This is a genomic window from Mesorhizobium sp. M0698 (assembly GCF_040320455.1).
In the GTDB taxonomy this organism is placed as follows: Bacteria; Pseudomonadota; Alphaproteobacteria; order Rhizobiales; family Rhizobiaceae; genus Mesorhizobium.
In genome coordinates, this window is the sequence record NZ_JAMYPQ010000002.1 from 607,131 (window position 1) to 625,331 (window position 18,201).

General features: G+C 61.4%; 13 protein-coding genes and 2 pseudogenes. 10 read left to right on the plus strand and 5 right to left on the minus strand.

Annotated features, from left to right (window positions below):
* Positions 1–20 precede the first annotated feature (20 nt).
* The 7 genes and pseudogenes from NKI16_RS07495 to NKI16_RS07525 all read left to right on the plus strand — a co-directional run bounded on the left by NKI16_RS07495 (position 21) and on the right by NKI16_RS07525 (position 11,010).
* A complete protein-coding gene (locus tag NKI16_RS07495) occupies positions 21–1,595 on the plus strand; it encodes a coiled-coil domain-containing protein (protein ID WP_023675574.1) in 1,575 nt (524 codons plus the stop codon).
* Positions 1,579–2,784: a PAN domain-containing protein gene (locus tag NKI16_RS07500; protein ID WP_352922456.1), complete on the plus strand. Its 1,206-nt coding sequence runs from the start codon at positions 1,579–1,581 to the stop codon at positions 2,782–2,784. The genes NKI16_RS07495 and NKI16_RS07500 overlap by 17 nt, the downstream gene beginning before the upstream one ends.
* A 1,221-nt stretch (positions 2,785–4,005) precedes the next feature.
* Positions 4,006–5,106: pseudogene (locus NKI16_RS07505) on the plus strand (IS110 family RNA-guided transposase).
* Between the two features lie 467 nt (positions 5,107–5,573).
* Positions 5,574–6,661 (plus strand): annotated as a pseudogene (locus NKI16_RS07510) (IS110 family RNA-guided transposase).
* Between the two features lie 509 nt (positions 6,662–7,170).
* Entirely contained in the window at positions 7,171–7,743 is a 573-nt protein-coding gene (locus NKI16_RS07515) for an IS110 family transposase (RefSeq protein ID WP_352922459.1), read from the plus strand.
* Complete coding sequence (locus tag NKI16_RS07520) at positions 7,631–8,251, plus strand: transposase (protein WP_352922461.1); 621 nt, start codon at positions 7,631–7,633, stop codon at positions 8,249–8,251. Before NKI16_RS07515 ends, NKI16_RS07520 begins: the two co-directional genes overlap by 113 nt.
* A gap of 641 nt (positions 8,252–8,892) precedes the next feature.
* Positions 8,893–11,010 (plus strand): DUF3363 domain-containing protein, encoded by a 2,118-nt coding sequence (locus NKI16_RS07525; protein WP_352922464.1) that lies wholly within the window; start codon positions 8,893–8,895, stop codon positions 11,008–11,010.
* Positions 11,011–11,269: 259 nt separating this feature from the next.
* Here the strand turns inward: NKI16_RS07525 and NKI16_RS07530 are convergent, their stop codons facing one another.
* Positions 11,270–11,485, minus strand: coding sequence for a helix-turn-helix domain-containing protein (locus NKI16_RS07530; RefSeq protein WP_198023541.1), 216 nt, complete (start codon positions 11,483–11,485; stop codon positions 11,270–11,272).
* Between the two features lie 507 nt (positions 11,486–11,992).
* On the opposite strand from NKI16_RS07530, the gene NKI16_RS07535 reads away from it, so the two are divergent.
* Positions 11,993–12,301 (plus strand): hypothetical protein, encoded by a 309-nt coding sequence (locus tag NKI16_RS07535; RefSeq protein ID WP_352922468.1) that lies wholly within the window; start codon positions 11,993–11,995, stop codon positions 12,299–12,301.
* A gap of 388 nt (positions 12,302–12,689) precedes the next feature.
* On the opposite strand, the gene NKI16_RS07540 is transcribed toward NKI16_RS07535, so the two are convergent.
* From NKI16_RS07540 to NKI16_RS07555, 4 genes are read right to left on the minus strand one after another with little or no spacing between them, the layout of a single operon-like run.
* Entirely contained in the window at positions 12,690–12,863 is a 174-nt protein-coding gene (locus NKI16_RS07540; RefSeq protein WP_023675582.1) for a hypothetical protein, read from the minus strand.
* Positions 12,864–12,895: 32 nt separating this feature from the next.
* Entirely contained in the window at positions 12,896–14,023 is a 1,128-nt protein-coding gene (locus NKI16_RS07545; RefSeq protein ID WP_023675583.1) for a WD40 repeat domain-containing protein, read from the minus strand.
* A 12-nt stretch (positions 14,024–14,035) separates the two neighbouring features.
* Positions 14,036–14,359 (minus strand): hypothetical protein, encoded by a 324-nt coding sequence (locus NKI16_RS07550; protein ID WP_023675584.1) that lies wholly within the window; start codon positions 14,357–14,359, stop codon positions 14,036–14,038.
* Positions 14,356–14,829, minus strand: coding sequence for a hypothetical protein (locus NKI16_RS07555; protein ID WP_352922471.1), 474 nt, complete (start codon positions 14,827–14,829; stop codon positions 14,356–14,358). Before NKI16_RS07555 ends, NKI16_RS07550 begins: the two co-directional genes overlap by 4 nt.
* 550 nt (positions 14,830–15,379) lie before the next feature.
* Here NKI16_RS07555 and NKI16_RS07560 point away from each other — a divergent pair.
* Positions 15,380–17,053, plus strand: coding sequence for an aromatic/alkene/methane monooxygenase hydroxylase/oxygenase subunit alpha (locus tag NKI16_RS07560; protein ID WP_502897571.1), 1,674 nt, complete (start codon positions 15,380–15,382; stop codon positions 17,051–17,053).
* A 54-nt stretch (positions 17,054–17,107) separates the two neighbouring features.
* Positions 17,108–18,169: an NADH:ubiquinone reductase (Na(+)-transporting) subunit F gene (locus NKI16_RS07565; RefSeq protein ID WP_023675587.1), complete on the plus strand. Its 1,062-nt coding sequence runs from the start codon at positions 17,108–17,110 to the stop codon at positions 18,167–18,169.
* Positions 18,170–18,201 lie beyond the last annotated feature (32 nt).

An 18,201-nucleotide genomic window follows, 5' to 3' on the forward strand; every position in this document is an offset into this window, starting at 1 on the left:
CGGAAACAATGCAAACAAGTATGAGCCAAAAGCTGGCGAGCTATGGCCAGTGGACCTACCGTGGCGCTTGGGCGCTTGAGATTGCAGCTGCAGCGATTGGCCTTACGACAGGTGTAGCTCTTGGCGTTCAGGCGTTTTCGGCAAGCGAATCCGTAACAGCCATGGATTTGACGCTCGCTAGTGCGCCCTTTCTCATGGTGGCAATTGCTGAGCTCACCAAAATACCGATAGCCACGCTGCTCTTTAGCGCATCGTGGTTCTGGAAGCCGGCAATTTTGATTTTCCTGCTCGTATTGGCCGGCATAACGTTTGAAACTGTCTTCATGGGAATGGAAAGAGCGGGTGCTCTGCGCCAACTGCGTTACGAGGAACTTGTAAACAAAATCGACGCCCTGGACCAGGAAGCTAAAAAGCTGGCTTCAGCCGACGAACTTGGCCGAAAATCCGATCAGGTCGAACAAGCGCGTTCCGAAATTGAGCAGCTTACGTCTCTTGCGGAAAAATCCCGCGCGACCTTTCAGTCGCAAATTGCCGAGGTCAATGCTGAGTTGGAGGGAACGACCGCCCTTACTCCAGAGGCCTCGCGCGTTCGTGATCAGGTGGACGAAAAAAGTGCGGTTCGATTGGCCTTGATTCAGCAGCGAGACGGCGAAGCAAAGGAAGCCGTTGATCAGTTCGAGCGTCAACGGGACAGCTTTGTTGAACGCATCAAAATGGCGCGCGATTCCGGCGATGGCGACTCGGCACGCCGGCTAGAATCAGAAGTGGCGAAACTCGCCAATCCACGCACTAAAATTATAGCCAAGTTCGACACTCAAATCGAACCGCTCGATCAAGAGGTCGCCGCCCTGCGTGCAGGTTTCGATCGTTTGCGGGCAAGCAGCCCACCTATGACTGCCGACCAGAGGCAAAAACTTATCGATAGACGCTCGACGTTGGAACAGACGCGCGACAGTGATGCCGAGGGTTGGCAGCGCCGATTGGATGACGCCGGCAACCAGCTGACAGAGGCTCAGAGCGCCGAAGCCAACAAGGCAAACACTTCGGCGCAAAACCAGGTCCGACAGGACCAGATTGCCAAAGAACTCAGTGTTTTGGAGAAGGAGCGGATCCCCATGGCGCGGACCGATCAGGTCCGGCGCATTGCTTCACGATGGTACGGGAGCAAACCGGAGTTAGTCACTGAAGCGCAAGCGGGAAAAATCTCTGTAATTTGGTTTGGCTCCCTCGCGCTCATTGCCGCCCTCGCGGGACCAATCACGGCAATGGTGGCACTCGCCCTCCAGCGAATTGCCGCCCGAGAAGAGGATAATTCAGAGAGCAAGTTTTCCAAACTGCTTCGCAGGTTGCTTTTGAGCTGGCGTTGGCGCCGAGTTCGAACAATTGAGGTTCCAGTAGAAGTTGCGGTCGAGAAAGAGGTTGAGAAGCGGGTAGAGGTGCCTGTCGAAAAAATCGTCAAAGAGATCCTCTACGTTCCGCTCTTCACCGACGATCCCGAAGTTCTTCGAAAAGCCTTGGACCAAGATTTGCCGCCTGAGGTCGCTGATCTCGTGACGGTATCAATGCAGGGCCGTAAAAGTGCTCGTCAGGCATAACACCACGCTGCTTGAACAAGCCGTCGATCTCGCCGTTAAGAGGTCGGCAATTCCGACCCTGCAAGCTCAAGCCGCGGCTCAAGAGAAAACAGCTCGAGCGACCGCCTTCCGTCGGATGGCGACAGGCGGAGCCATTGCAGTGGCGGCGGTCGGGATTGGGCTGGGCATTAAGCTTGGTCTCTGGGATAAGAACTTGCCCGAGCCAGTAAAGTTGCCGAGGGTGGAGCAACCGAGCGCGCGCACAGTCCCCAATTATGATTCTGCGCCTATTCCGATCCCAACTCCAAAGCCGGCGCCGGAAGAAACGCCACGGGCTGAAGTGCCTGCCAAGCCTGACGTGGTGACGGTCGACTTCAATAAGTTCGCCACCAAGAATGTGGAATTCCAAGGCAGCACCTGGGAGCTAATCTCGGGCCATTACTTCAAGGATGAAAACGACGAAACCTGGGACCGGGCATGGTGCTATTCTCGACGAAATGTCAACGGCGTGGACGTGAACGTTTCGTTGGCGTCTCGATCTGCCCCGAGCTCGCCACCAGTCGGGCCCGGTGCTGCCGTTCAGACGCTCCAGCTAGTCGGTCTCGATGATTCATCGGCTATTGATCTGGCAACAAGATGTGCGTGGTTGGACGGTCGCACATTTATCTCGGCACAGTTCATTCCCGACCAGAATCGAGAACAAGGCAGTACGGTGCCGGCACTAACTCCTGCACCCGAAGTCGATCCAGATAGCGGATTTGTGGTTATGGCGGGATGGGACGCGATCGGAAACGACTTGCCCGATATGCCGATTAGAAACGTGAGTTCCGAACAGTGCCAGAGCGTGTGCGATAGAGACTTCAAATGTTTGGCGGTGACCTACAATACGAAATTCCAGGCTTGCTTTATGAAGGGAGACGCCTCGCTGCTGGTCAAAAGCGATGAGTCCATCATGGCCGCCAAGAAGGTGGTCGAAGGCAATTTGCGGTACTCCAATTTGGTGTTCGCTACCAAAACAGAAATTTTCGGGAATTCATATTGGAGCGCTGCTCTCCGGTATCCCGACTGTATTCTGCAGTGCGCGAACGACAACTCTTGCGTTGGGTTCAACTTCCGCAAAAAGGAAAGCGCGTGTGTTCTCTTTAATCGCATAACCGAATCCGCTGGCAACGCTGCCGTGGCATCAGGCATCAAAAGCGTCGCGAATTAGCGAATAAGCGTTCGCGCCGCAAGATTTCTCACAGTGCTTCCGCCACTGATCGGCCCGTGATCGTAGTGCGATCGGTCCACAGTCGATCCTACGCCGACCAACCCGGCCATGTGCTGTCGACCATCGGCACGCCGTTGCAGTTGTAGTCGTAGACGAACCGCCCTGTAGCCTGTCTCGGCAGCGCCAGATCACACTGTAGTTCTTGCCGTAGAGCTGATCCCACGCGACACCGTAGACCTGCGGCGAATAGTATCCTCCGCCACCATTGTTCGCTGCGGCATCGGCCGCGGCAGCGACACCTGCGACCGTTATCCCAGTCGCTACAGCATTGTCAGTTTGTATGAGCCTGATAGCCTGATGCACTGTAAGCGATGTTCCGACGGCACCTTTCGGGGATCGGCGTGAAGGACGATGTTCGGAGCCTTTGAGGTGACCTGCCACTGAACTGTCATCCAGTGGCGATTAGAGCCTTGGCCGTTTTGCTCCGATACCATTCTTTGGACCGCCGGAAGGTAGAGTTTCCCGGCCTTCTCACGATGGCGGGCTGGCTGCGCCATCGGGATTGAGCAACGAGATCGGCACCTTATGCAGGGACGGGCGGAGCAGGTGGAAGTGGTGGACCGGGAGGGACAGGTGGAGACGGAGGTTCCGGTGGCACCTTTACCTTTGTTAGCAGCAAAGATAACTATGCCGCCGCGTCAGCAGCAATGCGCGTCGATTTATCGCCTGGACTGCCTGGTCAGGCTGGGAACCCGGGAAATCCTGCCCCAGGAGGCGATGGCGGACAGGGGGCCGGCAAGAATCTGCCCTATTATAGAACGTCAGAGAGCAACGGCGGCCGGGTGCACAGGGAAATGCGGGCCTGCCCGGTACAGAAGGAAATCCCGGTCGTGCAGGCGACTATTTGGTCGGTACACTTTCGGCTCCCGATATTGATCAAATCCTGACGAAGAGGTGACGGAACATAGTTCCGGCGTTCTCCTGGTAGTCGCGGCGTCGCGCTGGACGCTGCCCCGCGCCTAAGTTCGGTTCTATCGACATTTCCGAGCCCGCGTTTTCGCGGCCTTATGCAGCCCTCCTACGCTGCACCGCGCGGAACGGGTGCAGATTCAAACGATCGGCGCCGTTGGGCAGTCGGCGGGTGGACGCAGCATACTCAACAAAGGTTAGGGTGCCGGCCTGCAAAGCGGCGCGGCAGGCGGCTGCCGTCGCGTCGTGTCGATGAATGGGACGGCGGTGTGCGTCGTCGACGATCAGGGCGCGGTGCATCTGGAGGCGCTGGTGGTGACCGATCCCGAGGCGATCTCCGACATCCTCCCTTCCTGGGGCGACTTCGCCGCGTCGGTCACGAGGCGGGATCGCTGTCGCCATGGCTGCACCCGAAGCTCAAGAAACTCGGCCTGCCTGCGATCTGCTTGGAGACGCAGCACGTGCGCGCCGCGATGTCGGCGCAGCGCAACAAGACCGGCAAGGCCGATGCGCTTGGCATCGCCCACATCATGCGCCTGGTTCCGCCAAGCCTACATCCCTACATCAAGTCGGAGAGCTGCTACCGACCACGGCTTCTGCTGACGCATCGGCGCAATCTGAAGGCCAAGTTCCTCGACCTGGAGAACACCATCCGCCACTCGCTGAAGTCGTTCGGCATCCGCTTGACAAGGTCGGACGCGGGGCTTTCGAGCAGGCGGTGCGCCAGGCTGTGGCAGACGATCCGCTGTCGGCCGAGCTGATGGACGCCATGCTGTCGGCGCGCGCTGCGCTGTGGAGGCAGTACTGCCGGCTGCACGACCTCGTCGTGAAGCTTGTCGGACGCAGCGAGCCGTGCCTGGGTTCATGGTGATCCCCGGTGTCGGCCGGTGACGTCGCTCTCGTTCATGCCCGCGATCGACGATCCGTCGCGCTTCCGCCGCGCTTCCGCCGCTCGCGCGACGTCGCGGCCTACTTCGGGCTGACGTCGCGGCGCTGGCAGTCGGGCACTTCGCGTCCAGGGCCGCATCTCGAAGGCCGGCGAACGCGGACGTGCGGCGCGCGCGCTACGAGGCGGCGTCGGGACTGATGACGCGCTTCAAGGGCAAGGACAAGGTCAAGAGCTGGGGCCGGGAGATCGCCAAACGTTCATGCCACCGCAAGGCCTGCGTGGCGGTGGCGCGCAAGCTGGCGGTGATCATACACGCCATGTGGAGCGACGGAACGTTCTACGTCGGCGATGCGACCGCGAGCCAAGCCGACGCTGCTCAGAGCGCATATCAAGGCCGCAAGTTTCTGGGGGGCGCATCAATGAGCGGTGCGACGGCAGCTGAACGCATGGCGCCCGCACGCTGACGGACGCCCTCTGCAACAAGGAGATCCGCCTTGGGCGGATGAGGACCGATGCAGACCAGGAACGACGGAACGCACGTTATCCTGCCTGCGGCCGCGCCGATCGACAGGCGGCCGGACCGCCGCTCGATTGCCTGTGACGATGCTCCGTCAGTCCGATGGAAAAGTGCCCCACGACGGTTCGAGCGCTGCCAGAGCGCAGCCAAAACACCCCGTCGCAGAGCGCGGAAGACTGCACGGCGCCATCAGAACTCGGCGCCAAAAAGCGGAATCGTAGAGAATAGATTCGTGTATTATCGCCAACCTGGAAGAGTAACGACGATAGCAACCGAGTCTCGCCAAGCACAACCGCACAACCAATTACGACTGCCGCCCGTAATCGGCAAGCGGCGCCGGCGTCTGGAAAAACGCTGCTTGCAGGCGTGTCGGCTGCTAAGAAACCTCCTGTCAAACAACGCAGGAGAGGGACGATGGAATTCTTTTGTGGACTGGATGTTGCGATGGACGAGACGGCGGTGTGCGTCGTCGACGATCGCGGCGCGGTGCATCTGCAGGCGACGGCCTTGACCGATCCCGACGCGCTGTTGGCGGTGTTGAAGCCTTTCCTGCGGCGGCTGAGAAGGTCGGCCACGAGGCCGGTTCGCTGTCGCCCTGGCTGCATCCGGAACTGCTGAAGCTGCAGCTTCCGGCAGTGTGCCTGGAGACGCAGCACGTGCGCGCGGCGATGTCGACGCAACGCAACAAGACCGACGCGGCCGATGCCCTGGGCATTGCCCATATCATGCGCACCGGCTGGTTCCGGCACGCGCACATCAAGTCGGAAGCCCGTTATCGGATGCGGTTGCTGCTGACGCACCGGCGCAATCTGAAGCGCAAGTTCCTCGATCTGGAGAGTGCTATCCGCCATTCGCTCAAGAGCTTCGGCATTCGCCTGAGCAAGGTCGGCCGGAAGGCTTTCGACCAGGCTGCGCGCGATGCGACGACCGGGGCTACGCTGACGTCAGAGCTGATGGACGCCATGCTGACGGCACGCGCCGCGCTGTGGAAGCAGTACTGCCGGCTGCACGAGCTGGCCGTGAGGTTCGTCGCCCGCGACGAGCTGTGCCGCCGCTTCATGGCGATCCCCGGCGTCGGCCCGGTGACGGCGCTGAGCTTCATGACGGCGGTCGAGGACCCGTCCCGCTTCCGCCGCTCGCGCGATGTTGCTGCTTACTTCGGCCTGACATCGCGGCGCTGGCAGTCGGGCACCTCGATCGACTCGCAGGGCCGAATATCGAAGGCCGGCGACGCGGACGTCCGACGCGCCCTCTACGAGGCGGCGTCGGCGCTGATGACGCGCTTCCGCGGCAAGGACAAGCTCAGGACCTGGGGAACGATGCTCGCGAAGCGGGGCAATCACCGCAAGGCGACCGTCGCGGTGGCGCGCAAGCTGGCGGTGATCATGCACGCGATGTGGACGGACGGGACCTGCTATGTCGGCGACCCGGCGGCGAACGAAGCCGACCTTGTTGCGCGCGCCCGGGTCAAGGCCTGGGAGACGCTTGGCGCAGCCCGATGAACGACGCAACCACGCTTGACGCGCAACGCCGGCGCGGCATGACAGACGCAAACTGAACACACGAGCTCCGCTGCGAAGCGGATGAGGACCGGTGCAGACCAGGAACGACGGGACGCACGCTATCTTGCTTGCGGCCGAGCCGATCGAAAGACGGCCGGACCGCGTTGGACTGCCTGTGACGATGCCCCGTGAATCCGATGGAAAGATGCACCCCGACGGCAAAAGCGCTGCCAGCATGCAGCCCGAAAACGCCGTCGGCGAGTGCGCAGGACTGCACGGCGCACCGGATCTCGGCCGCTTCCCGGGAAAGCATGTTGCGGAAAGCCGCAAAGTGTTTTTGAGTAGAAAAGAGGAGAGACGACGATGGTAAAAAGAGTACCGGAAGCACAACCGATTAGGACGGCTCTCCTAATCGGGCTCGCCACAGAGATCGACCGCCGAGAGTGGTAGAGGTGCAAGGAATCTGAGAGCCTGACAGCGTATTTGTTCACTGCGGTCAGGAGAGATTCATGAACAGCCCGGTTTACATTGGCCTTGATGCGTCGCTGGATGAGACGAGCATCTGCGTGGTCGACCACGATGGCAAAATCGTGTTCGAGACGAAGGCGGAGAGCCATCCAGAGGCGCTCCACTGCGCTTTGAAGGGTTACGTGGAGCGCGCTCAGCGCATCGGCATCGAGGCGTCTTCGATAGGCGTCTGGCTGGCGCGTGAGCTGCTGTTCCGGAAGCTGCCGGTGATCGTCGTCGAGGCTCGTCACATGCGCACGAGCCTGAGCGCTATGCGCAACAAGACCGACAAGAACGATGCGCGCGGCATTGCGCAAATGATGCGCATGGGGTGGTTTCGTGCCGTCCACGTCAAGGGCGTGGAGAACCAGCGGTTTCGCGATGCTGGCCAATCGCAAGCTGCTCAAGCGCAAGCTGGTGGATCTCGAGAACCACATTCGCGGCTCGCTTCGGGTGCATGGCTTGAAGGTTGGCGCAATCGGCCGGCACGAGTTCGAGGCCCGCGGGCGCGAACTGCTGGACGGCGCCGATTTCGCCTTCGAAGGGATGATCGACAGCCTGCTGGCTGTCCGTAGCGCGGTCATTGAAGGCTACGAACGGCTGCACACGATGCTGCTCAAAGCTGTCGCCGCCGATCCTGTCTGCCGGCGCTTCATAACCGTGCGTGGCGTCGGACCGGTTGCGGCTTTGACCTTCAAGGTAGCCATCGATGATCCGCATCGGTTCACACGTTCTCGAAACGTCGGCGCTCATTTTGGCCTGACCCCGAGAACGCCATCAGACCGGCAGCTCGATCGACTTCACTGGGCGCGCATCGCCAAGCAGGGCGACATGACTGCACACGAGTCGCTGTGCGAGGCGGCGGCCATGTTGCTGCGCTCGCGCCGCGGCTCGACCCTCAAGGCGTGGGGGCTCAAGATAGCCAAGAAGCGCTCGATGCTGTGCGCGATCACAGCAGTCGCCCGCAAGCTTGCCGCCATCCTGCACCGCATGTGGCTTGACGGCAGTGTGTTCGATCCAGGCGCCGGGGCGGTTGTCACGCCGGCGATGCGCGCAACGCTGAAGGCATTGAGAACGGCTTGACGATGGTCGCGTCCCGACAGTTTTGAGGAGGTTCTGAGGTCTGAATTAAAAGAGTTCCCGTGCTCACGGGCGGCGCCCAGGCAGGGCGTTGGATGAGACTGAGTCCGCTATCTTGCCGGCATCCGCCCGTCACCGGGATGAATGCGCCGTGATCGCTAGGACCGTCTCGTCATGAGGCCATTGATATGGCCCGAAGGAGAGCATGCGACGGCTGATTTGAGCCGAGCGCGTAGTAACGCAGGGACCCTGCCGAGGGAAGCGTGGTTGCAAGAAGCCACGAGTTTACGGGTGACTGTGAAGCAGAATTGGAGATGTCATGCAGCCGGAAAGTCATTATTGTAGTTGACATCAGGGGCCCGATTAGTAAGGCAAGATAAAGCGAGCTGGCGCTCGCACTCGCTTCGCTCGTAAGTGTCTGTCTGCACATTGTTTTTTCCGACGTATGCTAACGCCAGGCTGAATGACGCGAGGTGCGGATGATGCCGGCTGGTTCGCTATCCTGTTGATCTGAAAAGCAAAGATGCGGTGTCGCAGCGATGTGCGATCCGCCGTTTTACGCCGCAGCAAGTCTTTGTGCGCCATAGCACACTCGGCAATCCAGCCATCTTGAAGCGCGAAATCCGACTGCCGATGCTGTCGTTATGGCAGATCGTGACAGCGACAGATTCCAGGTTCGCACCGGCCGGACGCGGGATGGCGGCGCGCCGGTCAATTCGCGCACGCTGCCCTTCGTGCGCCAGGTCGAGATCGCTGTCCGCAAGCAAGGCGGCAATCCCTATCGCATCGGCGGAAGCAGCGGTGCCGGGAAGGGGAGTGGCCGCTTCAACGCCCGCGGCCGCGGCGGCAAGGTGGCGGCAGGGTTGCCAAAGGATGGTGGCGGATGGAGGCAGGACGGCAATGGCATCCGCTTTCGCTCGCGCCGCGTCGTGGTGAAGGCACGTGTGGTCAAGCTGCCGGGGCGAGGGAAGGCCGCCGGGCGCGGCCAAAAGTTCGTGACGACGAGCAAGGCTGTCGATGCGCATCTGCGCTATCTCCAGCGCGACGGCGTCACCAGAGACGGCGAGAAGGGCAGGGTATACTCGGCCGTCGACGACGAGGCCGACAGCAAGGCCTTCGTCGAGCGCGGCCGCGGCGACCGGCATCAGTTCCGTTTCATCGTTGCGCCGGAGGATGCCGCCGAGATGCAAGACCTGCGCTCATTCACCCGCGATCTCATGCAGCAGATGGAAGCCGACCTTAACACGCGCCTCGACTGGATCGCTATTGACCATCACAACACCGGCCATCCGCACAGCCACGTCCTGGTGCGCGGCGTCACCGATGACGGCAAGATCCTGAACATCGCCGGCGACTACATCGCCCATGGCATCCGTCACCGGGCAAGCGAGCTGGTGGAACGGGAGCTTGGGCTGCAAAGCGAGATCGAAGTCGCCCGCAAGCTGGCCAACGAGGTGGACGCCGAACGGCTGACCCGGCTCGACCGCATGCTGATTGCCGAACAGCAGGGGCACGATCTTGTCGATCTGCGTCCCAATGCCAGCGACAGCTACACCATTTCCAGCAATCGCTATCTGTTGGTCGATCGGGCAAAGAAACTGCAACACTTCGGCCTGGCGAGCGAGATCGAGCCCGGCCGGTGGTTGATCTCCGACAAAGCCGAAAGCACGCTGCGCGCGCTTGGCGAGCGCAACGACATTATCAAGACCATGCACCGGGCACTCGAGGAGCACGGCCTCGCCGATGAGCGGGGCCCGGCCCAATACGCAATGCACCGGCAGACCATCACCGAGCCGGTCGTCGGCCGTGTGCTCGCCAAGGGTCTTGCCGGTGATGAGATGAGCGACAAGCTGTCGCTCGTCATCGACGGAGTCGACGGGCGCACCCACTATGTCGAGACCGCCGATGCGGCAAAGCTAAATGACGTTCAGCGCGGCCATATCGTGGCGCTCGATCCCATCCTGCCGAAGCAGGAGCCGCGTGCGGCCGACCGCAACATCAGCGCAGTAGCGGGCGAGGAGGGCATTTATCGGCCGAGCAGACACCTGGAGGCGATCCGCGAGACATTTTTGCAGCAGGGCAAGGACCCGGAAGCCTTCGTCCGCTTCCATGTCCGCCGTCTCGAAGCGCTGCGCCGGGCCGGCCATGTCGAGCGCATCGACGAAGACCACTGGCGCATTTCGGAAAACTTGCCCGAGCGCGGCATCGCCTACGATGCCCGCAGCCGCGGAAAGGACTTCTCCGTCCGCCTGCTCTCGACGCTTGACCTCGACGCGCAGATCGGCAGCGACGGCGCCACCTGGCTCGATCGGGAGCTTACCGCCAGGACCCCTGTGCCGCGGGTCCGGTCAGGCTTTGGTCTCGACGTGGATAACGCCCTCGACAGACGGGCTGCCCAACTCGTCGGGATGGGCCATGCCGAACGCGATGCGGCCAGCGGGACGATCACCTTCTCGCGCGACCTTGTTGCCACGCTCGAGCGCCAGGAGGTCGCGCGCGTCGGCAAAGAAATGGCCGCTGCACGCGGCCTCACCTTCGCGCCCGTACAGCCCGGCAACCATGTCGGCGGCACGCTTCTTGGCTCGGTCCGTCTTGCCAGCGGGCGCTTCGCCATGCTGGACGATGGCATCGGGTTTCGGCTTGTGCCCTGGCAGCCGATGCTCGAAAAGCGCATCGGCAAGAACATCACTGGACTCGTGCAAAACAGCGGCGGCATTGACTGGAGCTTCGGCAGAAGACGCAGCATGGGGATTGGGATGTGAGGGTAGCGCGCATTAAACACCCGCGGGTAGGTCACGGTGCCGCGGGGCCGAGATCGTCAGCGTGCCGTTGGCCGGCGAGCCGCGCACGGCGAACAGAAACTCATCCTCAGTTGGCGGGACGTTTTTTCGTTCATAGAGACATTGCCCCGAGGTCATGCTGACTGCCACTGATCTGGCAGCGACTGCCGGCTGTGTATGCCGGTCGTCGGCCGTGGCTGAAAACGATCCTGAATCTTGCGCTCAACCGATCAGCAACCGGCTAGGGTCGCCGCAATCTGACGCCCGGGCGATCGCCATTGGTAAACTCCACGCCTTCGGCTTCAAGAACGGTACGAATCTTTGCTTGGGTTTCGGCGGATACAATCGAACCGTTCTTACCATCGCTTTCGCAGCGCTTAATTGTCGGAACAGATACCCCCGCACGGCGAGCAAGCTCCGCCTGGGCGATACCAATCAACGCGCGGGCTGCCCGCATCTGTCCTGCTGTCACCAAGCCTGTTGATCCCTTTAGATCATTCCTATATGATCCAAAGGTATCAGCGATACCCTTGGGCCGATGGTCCGAGGTGCGGCTAGGCGCGGTGTTGGCGCACCGTGCCCAGCCTGACCACAACCCAAGCTTCTGAGGAGCTCGGATCATGGGTGATTCCGACAATACCACGACTCCGCCGTTCGTCACTCGCAGGGAAGTGCTTGCGGGAGGGATGATCACGTCCACTGCTTTGGGGCTTGAGAAAAGCGCTTCTGGCGGATCGCCCGCAGCCACGAGTATGCCTCTCGCCGACCCAGCGCTGGCGCTCTGGCACGAATGGGAGAGAGTCCACAAATTGACCGGGCAGCTCTGCCGTATGCAGCAACACCTGGAGACGAGGCTTGTTGAGAGCATCGGCTTTCCATGTGTGACCGTCCGCCTGCCGGAGGGAGAAGACGTGACCGTCCACTCGATCGGGGGGTCAATGATGTACTCGGCAAAGGGCCCGACATGGCGGCTCTCCGCGAGAAGGCCGAAGCTGATTTGGCGGCACATCAGGCCCGCTGGGACGCGGCTGCCGAGGAGGGCGGCTACACCGCAGCGCTCAGGGACGAGCGCGAGGCTGGCGACCGGGCGGAGGATCTGCTTGAAGCGTTCTCAACCACCCCCGCCACGACGCTCGCCGGTGTGGCGGGCAAGCTCGATGCCGTATTGCGCGAGGGCGAAGCCTGGGAGGGATCCTCCGAATTCCCCTGGCCGCAAATCCGCTCGGCGCTCAGTGATCTGGTGCGCATGGTGCAAGAGAAGATGCCTGAATAGTTCTTTCACTGCGGGCGGTGTCCCGAGCTCCGCAAGTGGCGGGCTGGTGCTGTACAGTCGCATAATATGCGGCGTGGAACTCAACAGAGGACCTGATCAGGTTCCTGATCCATCACAACTTGCACCCTGGCAAATCGAGGTAGAAATCATAAGAGGCGGACCGTGAGTGGGGGTCGTTAGCGAAAGAAGGACCAGATTTGCATGTTCAGGAGCGCCGGCCGGCGGCCGACACCTCCGAAGAAAGATCATTGAGACGACTTCGGGCAAGCCCGCGCAGGAGCCCGACCTCATCTGGCGCGCCAGCCGGCATCACCGAGAAGGGCAGGCGAATGGCGTCTCCAAACGGTTTGCCGCGCCTGCGTGAGTTCAATCCGTATGGATGCGAACCCTAGTTGGTCTTCAACTGGCCGACGCGGTTTTCCGCGATCCAGCGGGCGGCAAGCACCAGCGCGCCCATGCTGAAATCCTTGCCATGCTTGGCCACCATTTCTTCCGACAGCTTGGCCAGCCGTTCGAAAAATTCGTCCTTGCTCTCGTCCTCGGGGGTGGGTTCGGTCTCCATGTGATCCTCCTGTTTCATGTGGGCTGCGTCCGCTATTTGAACATCTGCGCGGGAAAGGTGACGATCGCGGCGGTGCCATCGACGGAACCCACCGCGAGGTGTCTGCCGTCGCCGGCCCAGGCAAGCGCGGTGACGGCGCTGCCCAAAGGCCTGATGAGGAGTTCGTCGCGCGCGCCGATCTGGGCGATGGTGATACGGCCGTTGGCGTAGCCCGCCGCAATCAGTTTCTTCTGCGGGTGCGCCGCCACCGCCTCGACAAGAACCAGCCCGGCGCGACCTGTCTCCAGCGCACCCGAGGTCTCGCCGCCAACAGGCGGGCCGGTCATCGACCAGCCGGCGATCCTGAACGCGCCGGACGCAAACAGCGCATGCGCCGGCTGGCTCCAGCACACGGTGCGGACCGGCGATGGAAACCCTGCGACGACGTCTGCTCTTCCATCAGCCAGACTAACCAGAGCAAAGCCGCCGGTTTCGAGCCCGCAGGCCAGCCAGGTCCCGTCTCTGCTCCAGCGGATCGACACCGGGCGCGCGGAAAGGGGGATGTCACGTATCAAGGCTGCGTCGCCTTCGACCGCCCAAATCGACAGCCCTTCGCCAAGGCCGCAGGCAAGTCGCCGCCCGCCCGGCGACAAGGCAAGGGCATCTGTCGACGATGTCACACCGCGTTCCAGCCGCGTGGCATTGCCTTGGCCGTGCGACAGGAACACATCATGCCCGTTGCTGACAGCCGTCATGTCCACCTTGGCGCTGTGGTCGATGGCGACGACTCGTCCGTCGATCTTGAGCAGTGCGGCTGCGACGTCACCGCCGGCGCTCATGTGCAGTACTTCGCCGCTGGCCGCGCCGACGAGAAAGCCGGAATGCGCATAGGTGGCGAGCGGGACATCGCCGTCACCGAATGCCGCCGTGGCAATCAATGGCACTGGCGGCTTTTCCCTGGGGCGGATCGTCGTCTGGCCGAGATCGTTGCTCACCCTGATCCGCGCTTCCGGCGGCTCGTGATCCGCGACCGCGGCGATGGCGACGGTTCCGTCGACTGCGGTGAAAGCGACAGCCGAACCGTCGGCGCTGAAGCGCAGATCGGCGATCGCCGACGGCCGCTGCCAGCTGCGGGCCAGAAGGTCGAACAAGGTCAGGTTCTGCATCGTCTGCTGGTTCATGTTTCTCTCCCATCAGTCCTCGTTCGACGCTGCGGCAAGCTTACGGTCGACGTCCTCGACATCGCCCTCCGCAGCTATGATGCGATCCTCGCAAGCCGAGCACGCCTGCGCGATCACCGCCGCGTTCTGCCCTGCCTCATGCAAGTCCCGCACCAGTTGCTCGGTGGCGCCGCTTCTGCCGATTTCGAGTTCCAGGCGCAGCACGTCCATTTCGATGCCGGCGCGTTTCTGGTTGAGCCGCAGCGCTTCCGCGGTAAGCGCCGAGACGCTGGCGACGAGACGGAGCCGGCGAGCAAGCAGCGCGTCACGCCGGGCTGTGTGGGATCCTCCGGTCATTTTTCGCTCCCCAAAGGCCCCTGCGGTTTCTCGAAAGCCGACAGCAATTTGGGCAATGTGCCGGCCTGCGACTGGAACTGTTTTTCGGCCGTTTCGATGTGGCTCTTGAGCTGGTCCCAGATGTCGACGCGGATCATCGATGTCGTGTCACCGGTCAGGCGCTCGATCTCTTCGATGCGGAACTGGCGCGTCAGCGAAACCCCGGAAAACACGAAGTCGCGCAGCAGGATCGCATGGCTTTCGATGAACAGATGGATCATCGGATGCGTCTTTGTGGTGACGCCGCCGCCGGCAAGCTCGGCCCTGATGAAGTCCTGGAAACGGTTCTGCAGGCGGTGTTGGCTCTCGCCCATGAAGCGCATGACGAAGACCAGGTCGCGCGGCATCAGCTTCACGAGATCGCCGCTGACGCCATCGGCATGGCTGGATATTGGCTCGGGCGGTTCCCTTCGGTCTCTATCGTTCGGCATGGTCTTTCTCCAGCGCTAGGCCTGTGCGTGGGCCATGACCGTCAAATAGTAGAGATAGACGAAGAGTTAAACAGAAAATATGAGTGTTGGGATTTTCTGCAATTGCTAACTAAATATGCTGCGCGTGCGAATATACGGTAAATATTACAGGCGTAAGTTACAACTGTAAAAGAACGTTACAGTTGGCTGCCGGGTGCGCGCCGAAAGAGCGGCAATTTTGCTTTGAGCGCCAGCCATGGGACTGTTTCGAAACTGGCACGACGCTTGCACTGTTCATTCTCACAAGAAGCCCATCGCGCTTGACGCGGTGCCAAAAGAACGAAGGAACGGAGGAAGCAGAACCGCTTCGATACGCCCATCGCAGATGCGGTTGGCGCTGCGGCTCCCTGTCAGACGCCTCGAAACCTTTGCCCCGATCCACTTGAACGGCCGGACCTCGGGTCGCGCCTCGACGCGCAACGCTTTGTCATGCCGCTCGCACTCTCACTGGCGGTGCTTGCCGCTTCATGCCGGGGTCAAGGGACCTGCGGCTCAAACCTGGTGGAGGCTTATGACCATGACGTCTCTGACGCTCAACAAGATTACCTCGCAACGCGGAATCTCCGTCGGCGAGGCGACCAAGAAGATTGCCGATCTCGGCTGGAATCCGTCCTACGTGCAGGAAGCAATGACGTTTCCGACCGACTACAAGATCAACAAGACGCCGCGCGACCCGATGAAGCAGGTCCTGCGGTCCTACTTCCCGATGCAGGAAGAGAAGGACAACCGCGTCTATGGCGCGCTCGATGCCGCCTTGCGCGGCGACATGTTCCGCAATGTCGAGCCGCGCTGGGTCGAGTGGATGAAGCTCTTCCTGGCCATCATTCCCTTCCCGGAAATTTCGGCTGCCCGCTCGATGGCGATGGTCGCCCGCATCGCACCTGGCGAGGAACTCCGGACCGGTTTCACCATGCAGATGATCGACGAGTTCCGCCACTCGACCATCCAGATGAATCTGAAGAAATGGTACATGGAGAACTACATCGATCCGGCCGGCTTCGACATCACCGAAGAGGCCTTCGGAAAATGCTATGCCACCACCATCGGCCGGCAATTCGCGGAAGGCTTCATCACCGGCGACACCATGACCGCCGCTTGCATGTACCTGACCGTGGTCGCCGAGACCGCCTTCACCAACACGCTGTTCGTCGCCATGCCTTCGGAAGCCGCCCGCAACGGCGACTACGCGCTGCCGACCGTCTTCCTGTCGGTGCAGTCCGACGAGAGCCGGCATATCGGCAATGGCCACTCGCTGCTGATGGCAGCACTCAAGGAGCCGGAAAACCACCTCTTGCTGGAGCGCGACCTGCGTTACGCCTTCTGGCAGAACCATGCCATCGTCGATGCGGCAATCGGCACCTTCATCGAATACGGCACCACCAACCGCGACAAGAACAAGGAATCCTACGCGGAAATGTGGCACCGCTGGATCTATGAGGACTATTATCGCACCTACATGCTGCCGCTCGAGAAATACGGCATCAAGGTCCATCACGACGACGTCCAGGCGGCCTGGGAACGCATCACCAAGAAGAACTATGTTCACAAGGTAGGACAGTTCTTCGCGGTCGGCTGGCCGGTCAATTTCTGGCGCATCGAAGCCCAGACCGACAAGGACTTCGAGTGGTTCGAGCATAAGTATCCAGGCTGGTACGCCGAGTTCGGCGACTTCTGGAAATGGTACGCCAAGCTCAGCCACAAGGGCGAGAAGGTGCTGCTGTTCAACAGCGACGTCGGCTACCTCTACCCGCACCGCTGCTGGTCCTGCCTCGTCCCTTGCCTGATCCGCGAGGACATGGTGGTCGGCGAGATCGACGGCCAGCTGCACACCTTCGCCCATGAGCTCGACAAGTGGACCGCAACGGTCGCCTTCGCCGACGAGTATCAGGGCCGTCCGACGCCGGCGATGGGCCGCTTCAGCGGCAAGCGCGAGTGGGAGACGCTCTATGACGGCTGGGATCTGGCCGATGCGATCAAGGACCTGAACTTCGTCCGTTCCGACGGCAAGACGCTGGTTCCGCAGCCGCATCTGCGCTTCGACGACAAGGAGATGTGGACGCTCGACGATGTGCGCGGCAACAAGCTCGGATCGCCGCTCAACGCGCTGCGTGCCATGTCGCCCGCGGACCGCGAGAAGCACCTGGCGGAATACGCCAAGGGCTTCACCATCACCCCCTGCAACTGATCAGGCCAAAGGGGGGCGGGTTGGTCCCGCCCCTTCCTTTCACTGGAGGTCCGTATGTCGGAAACCCACACGGTCAGGCTCAGCCCGGTTGGCGTCGAATTCGACGTCGAGCATGGCGAAACGGTGCTCAACGCCGCCTTCCGCCAGGGCATTGCGCTGCCGCACGGCTGCAAGGAAGGGCAATGTTCGGCCTGCAAAAGCGTGTTGCTCGAAGGCGAAGTCGACATGCTGAAATACTCGACCTTCGCGCTGAACGACATGGAGAAGGAGAGCGGGCACGTCCTGTTGTGCCGCTGCATCGCCTTCTCCGACCTGGAAGTCGAGCTTCTCAACTACGACGAGGAGATTTTGGCGAAAGCGATCGCCGTGAAGACGTACAAGGGCCGGATTGCTCGCATCGAGCACCTGACCCACGACATTCGCGGCATCGAGATCGAGCTCGGCTCCCCAATGAAGTTCTGGGCGGGGCAATATGTCGACATCACGGTTACCACGCAAAAAGGGGAGACGATTACGCGCTCGTTCTCCATGGCAAATACGCCGGACCAAACCGAAAAACTCTCCTTCATCATCAAAAAATACCCTGAGGGAAAGTTTTCCGGAGAACTCGATTCCGGAGGCATCGAAGCCGGAGCCGAAGTCACCGTCGTCGGACCCTACGGAACCTGTTTCCGCCGCGACGAACGGCAAGGACCCCTGATCCTGGTCGGCGCCGGCTCGGGCATGTCGCCGATCTGGTCGATCCTCAATGACCATTTGAAGAGCGGCGAGAAGCGTCCGGTCTATTTCTTCTACGGCGCCCGCACCCGCAATGACCTGTTCTATCTCGACAGGATCGCCGAGCTGGTCGGCAAACATTCCGACGTCACCTTCATTCCCGTGCTGTCGCACGCGAATGACGACGCCGAATGGCAGGGCGAACGTGGCTTCGTGCACCAGAGTGTCGACGCCGTGCTCAAGCAACTGGCGGTCGACGGGCAGGGCGATGTCCATGCCTGTGGCCCGCCGCCGATGATCGATGCGCTGCAGCCGGTGCTGTTCATGAACGGCTTCGAAACCGAGCGGATATTCTTCGACAAATTCACCACATCGGCGGGTGCAACGCCGGCCCATTGAGGGCGGCCGCGCCAAGCCAACCACAACTGCAA